Source organism: Kitasatospora sp. NPDC089797, assembly GCF_040684795.1.
In the GTDB taxonomy this organism is placed as follows: domain Bacteria; phylum Actinomycetota; class Actinomycetes; order Streptomycetales; family Streptomycetaceae; genus Kitasatospora.
Genome location: NZ_JBFBGS010000024.1, coordinates 97426 through 109604, shown reverse-complemented (window position 1 = coordinate 109604; position 12179 = coordinate 97426). Strand labels below are relative to the sequence as shown.

12 protein-coding genes are annotated in these 12179 nt (G+C 77.2%); 5 read left to right on the top strand and 7 right to left on the bottom strand.

The window, feature by feature from the left end; all coding sequences use genetic code 11:
- The first annotated feature begins 20 nt into the window (after nt 1-20).
- The 3 genes from ddaH (at nt 21) to AB0O91_RS20815 (ending at nt 2811) form a co-directional block, all read left to right on the top strand.
- Nucleotides 21-890: a dimethylargininase gene (ddaH, locus tag AB0O91_RS20825; protein ID WP_363435214.1), complete on the top strand. Its 870-nt coding sequence runs from the start codon at nt 21-23 to the stop codon at nt 888-890.
- 53 nt (nt 891-943) lie between these two features.
- On the top strand, nt 944-1816 hold the full coding sequence (locus tag AB0O91_RS20820; RefSeq protein ID WP_363435212.1) for a 4'-phosphopantetheinyl transferase superfamily protein: 873 nt from the start codon (nt 944-946) through the stop codon (nt 1814-1816).
- An 80-nt stretch (nt 1817-1896) separates the two neighbouring features.
- Complete coding sequence (locus AB0O91_RS20815; protein ID WP_363435209.1) at nt 1897-2811, top strand: hypothetical protein; 915 nt, start codon at nt 1897-1899, stop codon at nt 2809-2811.
- A 37-nt stretch (nt 2812-2848) separates the two neighbouring features.
- Here the strand turns inward: AB0O91_RS20815 and AB0O91_RS20810 are convergent, their stop codons facing one another.
- Together AB0O91_RS20810 and AB0O91_RS20805 are read right to left on the bottom strand one after the other, a co-directional pair.
- Nucleotides 2849-4123 (bottom strand): hypothetical protein, encoded by a 1275-nt coding sequence (locus AB0O91_RS20810; protein WP_363435206.1) that lies wholly within the window; start codon nt 4121-4123, stop codon nt 2849-2851.
- Between the two features lie 210 nt (nt 4124-4333).
- The gene (locus tag AB0O91_RS20805; protein WP_363435267.1) at nt 4334-6037 is read right to left on the bottom strand and encodes a GAF domain-containing sensor histidine kinase; all 1704 of its coding nucleotides are present in this window, start codon (nt 6035-6037) and stop codon (nt 4334-4336) included.
- Between the two features lie 329 nt (nt 6038-6366).
- On the opposite strand from AB0O91_RS20805, the gene AB0O91_RS20800 reads away from it, so the two are divergent.
- Entirely contained in the window at nt 6367-7218 is an 852-nt protein-coding gene (locus AB0O91_RS20800) for a universal stress protein (RefSeq protein ID WP_363435203.1), read from the top strand.
- A gap of 93 nt (nt 7219-7311) precedes the next feature.
- Here the strand turns inward: AB0O91_RS20800 and AB0O91_RS20795 are convergent, their stop codons facing one another.
- From AB0O91_RS20795 to AB0O91_RS20785, 3 genes are all read right to left on the bottom strand, one after another.
- Nucleotides 7312-7773, bottom strand: coding sequence for a copper chaperone PCu(A)C (locus tag AB0O91_RS20795; RefSeq protein ID WP_363435201.1), 462 nt, complete (start codon nt 7771-7773; stop codon nt 7312-7314).
- A gap of 101 nt (nt 7774-7874) precedes the next feature.
- Entirely contained in the window at nt 7875-10124 is a 2250-nt protein-coding gene (locus AB0O91_RS20790) for a heavy metal translocating P-type ATPase (protein WP_363435199.1), read from the bottom strand.
- Nucleotides 10121-10282 carry a hypothetical protein gene (locus tag AB0O91_RS20785; protein ID WP_363435196.1) on the bottom strand — a complete coding sequence of 54 codons (162 nt, stop codon included), beginning with the start codon at nt 10280-10282 and terminating at the stop codon, nt 10121-10123. The genes AB0O91_RS20790 and AB0O91_RS20785 overlap by 4 nt, the downstream gene beginning before the upstream one ends.
- A gap of 182 nt (nt 10283-10464) precedes the next feature.
- On the opposite strand from AB0O91_RS20785, the gene AB0O91_RS20780 reads away from it, so the two are divergent.
- The gene (locus AB0O91_RS20780) at nt 10465-10950 is read left to right on the top strand and encodes a hypothetical protein (RefSeq protein WP_363435193.1); all 486 of its coding nucleotides are present in this window, start codon (nt 10465-10467) and stop codon (nt 10948-10950) included.
- A gap of 22 nt (nt 10951-10972) precedes the next feature.
- On the opposite strand, the gene AB0O91_RS20775 is transcribed toward AB0O91_RS20780, so the two are convergent.
- Together AB0O91_RS20775 and AB0O91_RS20770 are read right to left on the bottom strand one after the other, a co-directional pair.
- A complete protein-coding gene (locus AB0O91_RS20775) occupies nt 10973-11374 on the bottom strand; it encodes an NTP pyrophosphohydrolase (protein WP_363435191.1) in 402 nt (133 codons plus the stop codon).
- A 39-nt stretch (nt 11375-11413) separates the two neighbouring features.
- Nucleotides 11414-12100, bottom strand: a complete 687-nt coding sequence (locus AB0O91_RS20770; protein ID WP_363435188.1) for an HD domain-containing protein — start codon at nt 12098-12100, stop codon at nt 11414-11416.
- Between the last annotated feature and the right edge of the window lie 79 nt (nt 12101-12179).

Sequence of the window (12179 nt, the reverse complement as noted above, 5' to 3'; positions counted from 1 at the left end):
ACCGAATCGAGAGTCCCGCCATGACCCAGACCCGGACCCTGACCCGGCCGCAGAGCCGGACGGTCGGAACCCGTACGCCCCGGGCCCGCCACTACCTGATGTGCCGGCCCACCCACTTCGACGTCACCTACGCCATCAACCCGTGGATGGACCCCGGCAAGCCGGTGGACACCGCACTCGCCGTCGCCCAGTGGGAGCAGCTCCGGGCGCTCCACCAGGAGCTCGGCCACACCGTCGAGTTGATCGAGCCGCTGCCGGACTGCCCGGACATGGTCTACGCGGCGAACGGCGCGACGATCGTCGACGGCAAGGTCCTCGGGGCGCGGTTCCGCAACGCCGAGCGCGCGGCCGAGGGGCCGGCCTACCTGGAGTGGTTCCGCGCCAACGGCTACCAGGAGGTGCACGACCCGGTCCACGTCAACGAGGGCGAGGGCGACTTCCTCGCCACCCGCAGCCTGCTGCTGGCCGGCACCGGGTTCCGCAGCACCCCCGAGAGCCACGCCGAGGCCCAGGAGTTCTTCGGCCGGCCGGTGATCGGCCTGGAGCTGGTCGACCCGCGCTTCTACCACCTGGACACCGCGCTGGCGGTGCTCGACGGCGACGAGGTCATGTACTACCCGGAGGCGTTCTCCGCGGCCGGGCGGGCGGTGCTGGAGCGGCTGTTCCCCGACGCGATCCGGGTGACCGAGGACGACGCCGCGGTGTTCGCCCTCAACGTGGTCAGCGACGGCTACCACGTGATCCTGCCCGAGGCCGCCACCCGTGTCGCCGGGCAGCTGCGCGCCCGCGGCTTCCGGCCGATCGGGCTGGACCTGTCCGAACTGCTCAAGGGGGGCGGCAGCGCCAAGTGCTGCACGCTGGAGATCCGCCCCCGCCCGGCCGGCGCCTGACCGCCCCCGCCACCCCGCCGCAGGCCACCGACGACCCGAACTCCGAGGCCTAGATGCCCGCAATCCTGCTCGACACCTCCACCTCCACCTCCACGGCCGCCGCCACCGCCACCGCCGTATCCGTCCGCCGCCCCCGGCCGCTCCCGCCCGGCCCGCTGCCCGCCGCCCTGTACCGTCCGGACCGACTGCCCGACGTCTGGCAGTTGACCGTCAGCGAGCACCGGGCGGTGATCGGCGACGCCCGGCGGGTGCTGGACGCGGCCGAGCGCCGGCGCCACGAGGAACTGCGGATCGCCGCCGAGCGCGACCGGTACGCCGCCGCCCACCTGGGCCTGCGCCGACTGCTCGGCGCCTACCTCGCCCTGGACCCGGCCGAGGTGGTGCTGGACCGCGAACCCTGCCCGCTCTGCGCGGGCCCGCACGGCCGCCCGGCCGTACCGGGGGCCGACCTGCACTTCTCGCTCTCGCACAGCGGGGACCTCGTCCTGTTCGCCGTCGGACCGACCCCGGTCGGGGTGGACGTGGAACTGCTGCCGGAGCCGGAGGTCGCCGACGAACTCGCGGACTCCCTGCACCCGGGGGAGACCGCCGAACTGGCGCGGCTCGCCGACCAGGCGGACCGGCTGGCCGCGTTCGGCCGCTGCTGGTGCCGCAAGGAGGCGTACCTCAAGGGCATCGGCACCGGTCTCGGGGTCGATCCCTCCCTCGCCTACGTCGGGACGGGCGACCGCCCGACCGGCCTCCCCGGCTGGACCCTGGCCGACCTCGCGGTGCCCCCGGGGTACGCGGCCGCCCTCGCGTACGCCGCACCCCGGTCGGCGCTCCCGCCGGACGGTCAGGACCCCTCGGCCGCCGGCCCGTCCGGCGTTCCGGCGGTCCCGTCGATCAGGAATCTATCGACCGGATATCAGCCGCTGCTTCCATGAACCGACGGACCGGTCGGCACCGACGTACCTGTTGGACCGACGTTCCTGTCGGCAGCGACCCAGGAGAGGAACGGCCGAGGATGACGACCGAGGAGCTCACCCACACCCCGACCGAGGCGGAGGTCCGGGCGGCCTTCGTCGCCGTGGTGGGCGGCGCTGCGGTCGACGGTGAGGAGGTGCTCGCCCGGGCGGCGGCCCATCCGGTGCTCGCCGCGGCGGCGGCCCGCGCCGGCCTCCCCGGTCCCGGGCCCCTCCGACCCGACCTCCCCGGGACGGCCGGCGACCCCCGGCAGGAGCGGCTGGACGCCGTGCTGACCGCGCTGGCCGCGCACGCCGCCGACCGGCTGCGCCGCACCGGGCCGGGCGGCGCGTCCGCCGTCTGGGGCATGGACCTGCTGACCGGCGAACTCCGCCGCATCCCGCTCGGCGACGTCCCCGCGGTCGGCCGGCCCCCGGTCGGGGCGGCGGCCGGCCTCACCTGGCTCGGGGCCCTGGAGGAGGGCCTCGCCCAGCAGTGCGAGGCGCTGCTCGCGGAGCGGCTGGCCGACCCGGGCGTGCGGGTCCCCCGGGCGGACCTGGCGCCGCGCTGCGACGGCGGCTGCCATCCGGCCGACTGCACGGCCTGTGCGGTCGGGGCGCTGCGTCCGTGCGGCGTCCCGCTCGGGCACGACCTGTCGGAGCTGCTCTCCGTCCCCGCCTGCGCGCTGCGCCTCGACCCCTTCCCGGGCACCGTGATCGCCACCGGCACCACCCGTGCCGAGGCCGTCCACCGGGCCGCCGGGCGCCTGCTCCGCCGCGACGGCCGGACCGCGCCCGACGTCCGGCCGGACCAGGAGCTCGCGGCCGGGGTCCGGCGCCTCCCGGAGGCCTCCCGGTCGCGCCCCTTCGACGCCCTGCACGCCCAGGGCCACGCCCCGGCCGCCATCCTGCTGGACCAGGACCCGCGGGCCGTCGCCGTCCTGCCCTACCTCGTCCACGTGGTGCTGCCCCGGTAGGCCCGGCCCGGCCGGTCCTGCCGGGACGCCGCCCCGGTCAGTGCGGATCGCCCGCGATCCGCCCCGCCAGCGCCCGTACCGTGGGCGGCAGTTCGCGCAGCCGCAGGAGCAGCAGCGGCACTGCCAGGCCGAGGTACACCCAGCTGAGGACCAGCCGGGAGGACTCGCCGGGCAGCACGAACTGGACGACGAAGAGGGCGAACAGCAGGCCGGCCTTCCACGGCAGGAAGCGCAGGTCGAGCAGCAGGACCACGGCGAGCACGGTCTGGGCGGCGGTCAGCAGCACCTCGTCCACCTGGCGTTCGACCAGCGGGAGCGAGGCCGGGCCGCCGCCCAGCAGGTGGGCCAGCGGGAGGCAGCCGATCAGCAGCGTCCACTGGTTGACCTTGCTGGAGAGCAGCGCGCCCAGCCCGTCGTCGCCGCGCAGCCGCCAGGCGAACACCACCGCGACGATCAGCTCGGGGGCCTCCGAGGCCAGCGGCGCCAGCCACTGCACCAGCAGGAAGCGGTCGATGCCGAGCGAGGAGCCGGCGTCGACCAGCGAGGTGGCGAAGGGCTCCGCGCAGGCGAACACCACGGCCGCGGCCGCCGCGAACACCAGCACCGTGACGGTCTGCCGGCGGCGGGCCGGCAGCAGCGCCAACCGGGCCGGGACGCCGACGAGTTCCTCCTCGTCGGTCTCGCTGCACCGGCTGACCCGGAACAGGTAGTAGGCGTACCAGGCGATCAGCACCACCGACAGCACCCAGGAGATCCGCCGGGTGGCCGGCATCACGAAGGCCACCAGGGCGGCGACGGCCAGGAAGGCGGTGTCGATCCGGCGGTGCTCGCGCAGGCCGATGCCGGGGGCGGCGCCGCTGCGGCGGGCGGCGACGTAGGCGGCGAGGGCGACCAGCGGCCAGCCGACACCGACCAGCAGCCGGTTGGCGCCGGTCATGTTGGCGGCCGCGTAGGCGGCGTACTCGGGGCGGGTGCCGGCCGTGTACGCGAACCAGAGGTCGACGGCGTACTCGGGCAGCACGGCGATGAAGGCCAGCAGGGCGAGGGCCAGCGGGCCGGAGATGTCCGCCCGGGCGGTCTCCGCCGCCCACATCAGCAGCAGCGCCGCCGACAGCACGCCCAGGCCGAACAGCAGCATGGAAGGGACCGGCGCCGGGTGGATCCCGGCCAGCCGCAGCACCACGGCGGGCAGCGCGCCGGCCGCGGCGACCGCGAGCCGCAGCGCCGTCACCGGCCCGCTGGGCGGCGGCGCGGACGGGACCTCGGCGGTGCCCGGGGGCGGGGCGGCGGTCGCGGGTGACTCGTGGGCCATCGGCCGTCCTCGTGCTCGACGCTCGGCGGGGCGCACGGCAGGAGGCTCGGCGCCGCACTCGGGGGATGCGAGCAGGCTAGGGGCGCCCGGGGGCGGCGCCGCCGCTACGGCGCCCGGGTGGCGCTGGAGTTCCCCCGTACGGCGTCAGCCACGCCCGGCGGCGTCGGCCACGCCCGGCGGTGTCGGCCACGCCCCACGGTGTCGGACGCCCTACGGCGCCAGCGGGGCCTCCCAGACCAGCCGGGTGCCGCCGCCGCCCTCGTCCGCCGGGCCGTACCGGAAGTCCCCGCCGACCCGTTCGGCGCGCTCGGCGAGGTTGCGCAGCCCGCTGCGCCGCCCGCCGACGGGGATGCCCACCCCGTCGTCCGTGACGGTGAGCGTCACCCGCCCGGCCAGCGCCCGCAGGGTGACCTCGACCCGGGTGGCCCGGGCGTGCCGGGCGGCGTTGCTGAGCGCCTCGGCGAGCACCGCGACCACGTGCTCGGCGAGGTCCTGCGGCACGTCGGTGTCCAGCAGGCCCTCCAGGCTCAGCCGGGGGGCGAGGCCGAGCGGGCCCTGCGCCTCGGTGACCACCCGGGTGGCGCGGGCGCGCAGCCCGCGGTCGGGTTCGCTGTGGGCGCGCAGGCCGAAGATGGTGGAGCGGATGATCTTGATGGTCTCGTCCAGGTCCGCCACCGCCCGGGCGACCCGGTCGGCGGCGGCCGGGCTCTCGATCAGCCGGCCCGCGCTCTGCAGCGTCATCCCGGTGGCGAACAGCCGCTGGATGGCCAGGTCGTGGAGGTCCCGGGCGATCCGGTCGCGGTCCTCCAGCAGGTTCAACTGCTCGGCGTCGCGCCGCCGTTCGGCCAGCTCCAGGGCCAGCGCCGCCTGGTCCGCGAAGCCCAGCAGCGGGCCGGTCTCCTCCGGGCCGAAGGCCGGCTGCCCCTGCGCCCGGGCCAGCAGCAGCACGCCCCGGCCGTACCCGGGACCGGTGCCCAGCGGCACCGCGACGGCCGGTCCCAACCCGTCGAAGCGGCCCGCCGGACCGCCCGGGAACCGCGGGTCGCCGGCCAGCTCGTCACTGGTGGCCGGCGAGCCGGAGGCGTACGCGGCGCCGGACAGGGTGCCGTCCACCGGCACCGTCACCCCCAGCCGCGCGGCGGGCTCGGCGCCCAGCGCGACCTCCACCGCCAGCTCCTCGGCCCGCTCCTCCGGCCCGGCCAGCGCCACCGAGACGTCCGCCAGCTCGGCGCCGGAGATCTCCCGGGCCCGGCGGGCGATCAGCTCCACCACCTCCAGGCGCGGGGCGCCGGACAGCAGGCTGCGGGTGATCTCGGTGCTCGCCCGCAGCCAGCGCTGGCGCAGCTGCGCCTCCTCGTACAGCCGGGCGTTGTCGATCGCGACCCCGGCCGCGACCGCCAGGGTGGAGATCACCGCCTCGTCGTCCTCGTCGAAGTCCAGCCCGCCGCGCTTGTCGGTCAGGTAGAGGTTGCCGAACACCTCGCCGTGCACCCGCACCGGCACCCCGAGGAAGGTGTGCATCGGCGGGTGGTTCGCCGGGAAGCCGACCGAGGCCGGGTGCTCCGACAGCACCGGGCAGCGCAGCGGCTGCGGGTGGTGGATCAGCTCGCCGAGGATGCCCCGGCCGGAGGGCGGCGGGCCGATCCCGTCGATCTCCTCCTGGGTCAGACCCACCGTCAGGAACTGCGACAGGGTGTGCCCGTCCGGCCCGATCACGCCCAGCGCGCCGTAGCGGGCGTCCACCAGGTCGACGGCGGCCTCGACGATCCGGTGCAGCGCCTGCGCGAGGTCCAGTTCGCGGCCGACCGCGAGCACCGCCTCCAGCAGGCTGTGCACCCGGTTCTGGGTGCCGCGCGCCGCGTCGATCCGCCACTGGAGCTCCTCCAGCAGCTCGTCCAGGCGGAGCCGGGGCATCCGCGCGCCGCCGACCGCCGCGCTGCCGTCCGCTCCGCCCACCGCTGTCCTCCTCGTTCGCGCCCTGCCGGCCCCGCCCGCCGTGCCGGGTCGGCGCGGGGCCGTCCGACCAGCGGGAATGCTCCGTACACACGGTAGTGCCCGGGTGTCGGCGGGGTGCAGGGCGGGGTCGCCCGTAGGGTTCCCACGGGCGGGTCTTTCGTCCCGCGCGCGGAGGGCTTGCGGCCTCTGGCGGCGGGCCGCCGGCGGGGGACAGGGTGGGAGCGGAGCAGAACGGACGGGGCGTCAGCGCGCACCCCGGCCGGAGCCGAACCAGTGGAGGAACTCTCATGACGTCAACCGTTGTGGCCGGGATCGACGGCTCCGCGGCGAGCACCGCCGCCGCCCGCTGGGCCGCCGAGGAGGCGGTGCGGCGCGGGGCGTCGCTGCGGCTGGTGCACGCCTGGCCGTGGCTCACCGACGGGGTCTCCTCCTTCGCCGAGCCGGACGACCTGCCGGCCGCCGCCCAGCGCACCCTGGCCGAGGCCGCCGACGGCATCCGCGCCGACCACCCGGACCTGGCCGTGCAGACCGACGCCGTCCTGGACGCCCCGGTGGACGGGCTGGTCGCGGCCGCCGCCGACGCCGACCTGCTGGTGCTCGGCTCGCGCGGGCACGGCGGCTTCGCCGGGCTGCTGCTCGGCTCGGTCAGCATGGCGGTGGCCGGGCGCAGCCCGGTGCCGGTGGTCGTGGTGCGGGAGGCGGGCTCGCCCGGCGCCGCGGAGGTGGTGGTCGGCGTCGACGCGCACGCCCCCGAGGAGGAGGTGCTGGCCTTCGCCTTCCGGGAGGCCGCGCTGCGCGGCGCCCGGCTCCGGGCGGTGCACGGCTGGGACCTGCCGCCGCTGTTCGGCTACGCGGGCGGCGCCGTCCCGGCGGCGGAGGTGGACCAGTTGGAGGCCCTGGAGGCGAAGCTGCTGTCGCTCGCCCTGGCCGGGCAGCGGGAGCGGCACCCGGGGGTCGCGGTGGTCGAGGACGTCCGGCTGGGCGCGGCGCGCGGTCTGGTGGAGAGCTCCGCCGGGGCCGCCCTGGTGGTGGTCGGCCGGCGCGGCCGCGCGGTCGAGTTCGGGCCCAGGCTCGGCCGGGTCGCGCACGCGGCGCTGCACCACGCCGAGGCGCCGGTGGCGGTCGTCCCGCACGGGTGAGGGACGGTCGACCGGCCCGGTGCCGGCGGAGCCCGACGGCTCCGCCGGCACCGGGCCGTCGGCTTTCCGGTGGCTCCGCCGCCACCGGGCCGCTCAGCGCGGCCGGTCGCCGGGCGGGAGCACCACGGCGGTCAGGCGCAGCGGCGGGCTGTGCCGGAAGGTGAGGGTGAAGCCCACCTGCTGTCCGGCCCGCAGCGGGGGCGGGGCGGCGATCATCAGGTCGGCGTCCTCGGGGGACAGCGCCAGTTCGCCCCGGGCCGGGACGGGCAGGGCGGGGGCCGGCTCCCAGCGGCCCGCCGAGGCCTGGTGCAGATGCCGCTTGAGGATGATCGGCCCGCCGAACTCCCACTCCGCGCCGATGAGTTCGTCGTCCACGTCGCCCGGGTTGCGAATCGTGAAGAAGGCGGCGGTCGCCGTGGACGCGCCCGCCGTCGGGAGCAGCAGCCAGCCGTCCCCGGCGGTCACCGGGCGGGGACGCCCGGCGCCGCCGACCGCCGTCCAGCCGGTCAGCAGGGCCAGCGCCAGGGCCACCGCGCCGACCGGCGGGCCGACCACTCCGAGCCGCCCGGTCCGGCTGCGGCCACGGCTGGTGCGACTGCGGCCGGTTCCCGTAAGGCCGGTTCCCGTACGGTCGGCCCGTACCCGGTCGGTCGGCCTCATCGCCGGGCCCCCTCGCGCTGGCCGCGGCCCGGCTCCCAGGTGCGCAGCCGCAGGCTGTTGCCCACCACCAGCAGGGAGCTGAGCGACATCGCGACGGCCGCCAGCATCGGGTTCAGCAGCCCGACGGCCGCCAGCGGGATCAGCACCAGGTTGTAGCCGAAGGCCCAGAGCAGGTTGGCCCGGATCGTGGCGAGGGTCTGCCGGGCCAGCCGCACGGCGTCCACCACCGCCTCGATCTCGCCGCGCACCAGGGTCAGCCCGGCCGCGCCGATCGCGGCGTCACTGCCGGAGGCCAGCGCCACCCCGAGGTCCGCCGAGGCCAGCGCGATCGCGTCGTTGACACCGTCGCCGACCACCGCCACCGTCCGTCCGGCGGCCCGCAGTTCGGCCACCACCTCGGCCTTGCGCTCGGGCGAGGCGGAGGCGTGCACCCGCTCGATGCCCAGCTCGGCGGCCACGGCGCGGGCGGCGCCCGGGCCGTCACCGGTCAGCAGGACGGTCTCCAGACCCATCCGGCGCAGCCGGTGGAGGGCCCGCCAGCTGCCCGGGCGCAGGGTGTCACCGACCGTCAGCACGGCCGCGGCCCGGCCGTCCCACTCCACCAGGACGGCGGTGCGGCCCGCCGCCCCGGCCGCCGCCACCGCCTCGGCGAGCTCCGGGGGCAGGTCGGCGCCGTCCGGCCGGACGACCCGGACCGCCCGGCCCTCGACCGTCCCGGACACCCCGAGGCCGGTCGCGGCGGCGAAGTCCCGCACGGCCGGCAGGGCCCCGCAGCGCTCCCGGGCGGCGGCCGCGACGGCCCGGCCGATCGGGTGCTCGGAGCGGTGCTCGACGGCGCCGGCCGACCGCAGCACCTCCGCCTCGGTGCGGCCCTCGGCGGGCGTCACCGCCGTCAGCTCCATCCGGCCGGTGGTCAGCGTGCCGGTCTTGTCCACCACCACGGTGTCCACCCGGCGCAGACTCTCCAGCACCTCCGGCCCGCGCACCAGCACGCCCAGTTCGGCGCCCCGGCCGGTGGCCGCCAGCAGTGCGGTCGGGGTGGCCAGGCCCAGCGCGCACGGGCAGGCCACCACCAGGACGGCCACCGCCGCCGTCACCGCCGCCTGCGGGGCCGCGCCCGCGCCGAGCCAGAAGCCCAGCACGCAGACCGCGACCGCCAGCACACAGGGCACGAACACCCCGGCCACCGCGTCCGCCAGTCGCTGCGCCCGGGCCTTGCCGGCCTGGGCGTCGGCCACCAGGGCGGTGATCCGGGCGAGTTGGGTGTCCGCGCCGACGGCCGTGGCCCGAACCACCAGCGCCCCGCCGACGTTCACGGTGGCTCCGGCCACGGCGTCCCCGGGGCCGACCTCGACGGGTATGCTCTCGCCGGTCAGCAGGCTCAGGTCGAGCGCCGAACCGCCCTCGACCACCACCCCGTCGGTGGCCACGCGCTCTCCCGGGCGGACCACGAACTCCTGCCCGGGCAAGAGGAGTTCGATCGGTATCAGGTGCTCCTCGCCGTCCTCCGCCCGGACGCACACCTGCTTGGCGCCCAACTCGGCGAGCGCCCGCAGCGCGGACCCGGTGCGGTGCCGCACCCGGCCCTCCAGCAGCCGCCCGGCCAGCACGAACAGCGGGACGCCGACCGCCGCCTCCAGGTACACGTGTGCGGTGCCGCCGCCGTCGGCGGTCAGCGAGAACGGCATCCGCATCCCCAACTGCCCGGCCCCGCCGAAGAACAGCGCGTAGCCGGACCACCCGAAGGAGGCGATCACCCCCAGGCTGACCAGGGTGTCCATGGTCGCCGCGGCGTGCCGCAGCCCCTGCCCGGCCCGCCGGTGGAAGCCCGCCGACCCCCAGGTCACCACCGGGACGGCCAGCCCGAAGCACAGCCACTGCCAGCCGGTGAACTGGAGCGCGGGCACCATCGACAGCACCAGCACCGGGACGGCCAGCAGGGCCGTCGCCAGCAGCCGCCACCGCTCGTCCGGCTCCTCGGCGGCGATCCCGGCCGGTACCCCGGCGGGCGCCGGTGCGGCGGAGTAGCCGGCCCGTTCGACGGCCGCGACCAGCTCGTCCACGGACACCCCGGCGGGGTGCAGCACCCGGGCCCGGCCGGTCGCCAGGTTCACCCCGGCCGTCACCCCGTCGATCCGGCCGAGCCGCCTCTCCACCCGGCCCACACAGGCGGCGCAGGTCATCCCACCGACCGTCAGATCGGTGGACACCAGCGCCCCGGCCTCGGCTCCCGCGACCGGGCTCACCGCATGCCGCCCATGTCGTGCCCACCCGCGCCGGACGACGCCCCGCCGCCCCGACCCGGCGTCAGCCCCGGCGCCACCGGCCCGGCCTGCCGCCCCACGGCGTACGCCACCACGAACACCACCACCAGCAGCAGGACGAATCCCGCCAGCACACTCAACGGCCGGACACCCGGCGACTTCGCATTCACCCCTCAGCAGTCGGACGGCGGACCGGAGTGGTTCCCGGGGCGCCCGGGGCGCCTGGGGTGGCGCTCGTCACGCCCCTCCCGCCCGGGCCGTTCGGCGTCGTACGATCACGTGACGTGCCGGGGACCGGCACGCACCACGACCATCCGGGGGGATGACGATGAGGACGACGACGAAGCGCACGGGTGCCCGCGCACTGGCCGTGGCGGCCGGGGTGTTGACGGTGTCGGCGGCGCTGCTCGGCACGGCGTCGGCCCGGCCGGCCGACGGGCCCGGACCGGACCCGTCGCACGGCCGGCCGGGGACGGGGCAGATCCTGCCGCCCACCCCGGACGAGGACACCATGTTCGCGATCCCGGACTGGATCGGGAACGGCGGCGCGGTGACGGCCTCGGTGGACGAGTCGCTGCCGATCACCGTCATCGTCGGCTGCCGGGGCGGCGGTTCGGTCCAGGTGCACGTGGCCGGGGCGGCCCCGGCCGACTTCACGGTGCCGTGCCCGGCGGACTCGGTCGGCGTCGGCTCGGTGGAGATCCCCGCCCGCCCGGGCCGGGACTTCCTGTTCGGCGTGCAGACCTCGGACCCGTCGATCCACTGGGGCCTGTCCGCCCTCCAGATCCGGCCGGACCACCAGGACTGAACCGGCCCGGGGCCGCGTCGGCTCAGGGCCGGACGCTCCGCGGCCCGGTCACGGCCGCCCCCAACGCCCCCACCCGGGCGCGGAGTCCGCGGTCGGCGGTGACCACCAGGCAGGCCCGCGCCGGGTCCCCGGCGCGGGCCTCGCGGACCACGTCCACGATCCGGTCGTCCCCGCTGCCGTCCGCCGACACCACCCGCACCCCGGGCACCCCCTGCACGCCCCGGGCCGCGCCCTCGACCACCAGCACCACCTCCAGCGGGCCGGGGTGCTCCGGCACGCCCCGGGCGGCGACCGCCACCAGGGCGTCCCGCAGGCGTTCGGCGGCGCCGTGCCGGTCCCGCCACCAGCCGTCCGGCACCGAGCCCACCACGTTCGCGCCGTCCACCACCAGCAGGGCCGGCGGCGCGGCCTCGTCCTGTTCCATGACCGCCAAGCCTGCCACGCCCGGCGGCCGGGGCGGGCCTCACTCCGGCCAGTCGGAGCCCCGGATCACCTCGACGAAGTCGCCGCGCACGAAGCCCGAGGCGAAGTGCGTCAGCAGGTCGGCGTTGACGGTGCCGAAGGTGGTGTCCGGCCGGGTGCGGACCCCCTCGGTGAACGCGGCCAGGATGCGGTTCTTGAAGTCGGGCCGGGGGTGGGCGGCGACCACGGCGGCCCGCTGCTCCGCGCTGACGGCGTGGTAGCCGATGCCCAGCACGTCCAGTTCCACGCCCCGGGTGACCAGTGCGATCTCCGGGGCCATCCGCAGCGGGACCTCCGGGGTGGTGTGCAGGGCGATCGCCGTCCACACCCGGTGGGCGGGCTCCTCGGCGATCCCGTGGGCGGTCAGGAAGCGGCGGGCCTCGTCCGCGCCGTCGAGCTCGAACCGCTGGTCGGTGCGGGCGAACCGCCCGGTGAGGCCGAGGTCGTGGAACATCGCCCCGACGTACAGCAGCTCCGGGTCGTAGGCCAGCCCCTGCTCGGCGCCGCGCAGCGCCCCGAACAGGAACACCCGGCGGGAGTGGTCGAAGAGCAGCGGCGGGGCCGCGTCCCGGACCAGTTCGGTGGCCTCGCGGGCCAGCCTGCTGTCCGGGATCCGCACGCCGGCGACGGTTCCGCCGGTTCCGGCGGGTCGGGCGGTGCGGGGCGCTCCGGTGCTTCCGGTGGTCATCGGGTCATCTCCTCGGGGAGCCGTTCGGTGGACCCCTCCACCGTCGCCCGGCGGGCTAGGCTGTCGCCATGTCCGTACA

What these genes read in the sequence shown, in the direction of transcription:
- ddaH (WP_363435214.1), top strand. Translation starts at nt 21, where the DNA reads ATGACCCAGACCCGGACCCTGACCCGGCCGCAGAGCCGGACGGTCGGA.
- AB0O91_RS20820 (WP_363435212.1), top strand. Translation starts at nt 944, where the DNA reads ATGCCCGCAATCCTGCTCGACACCTCCACCTCCACCTCCACGGCCGCC.
- AB0O91_RS20815 (WP_363435209.1), top strand. Translation starts at nt 1,897, where the DNA reads ATGACGACCGAGGAGCTCACCCACACCCCGACCGAGGCGGAGGTCCGG.
- AB0O91_RS20810 (WP_363435206.1), bottom strand. Translation starts at nt 4,123, where the DNA reads ATGGCCCACGAGTCACCCGCGACCGCCGCCCCGCCCCCGGGCACCGCC.
- AB0O91_RS20805 (WP_363435267.1), bottom strand. Translation starts at nt 6,037, where the DNA reads ATGCCCCGGCTCCGCCTGGACGAGCTGCTGGAGGAGCTCCAGTGGCGG.
- AB0O91_RS20800 (WP_363435203.1), top strand. Translation starts at nt 6,367, where the DNA reads ATGACGTCAACCGTTGTGGCCGGGATCGACGGCTCCGCGGCGAGCACC.
- AB0O91_RS20780 (WP_363435193.1), top strand. Translation starts at nt 10,465, where the DNA reads ATGACGATGAGGACGACGACGAAGCGCACGGGTGCCCGCGCACTGGCC.
- AB0O91_RS20775 (WP_363435191.1), bottom strand. Translation starts at nt 11,374, where the DNA reads ATGGAACAGGACGAGGCCGCGCCGCCGGCCCTGCTGGTGGTGGACGGC.
- AB0O91_RS20770 (WP_363435188.1), bottom strand. Translation starts at nt 12,100, where the DNA reads ATGACCACCGGAAGCACCGGAGCGCCCCGCACCGCCCGACCCGCCGGA.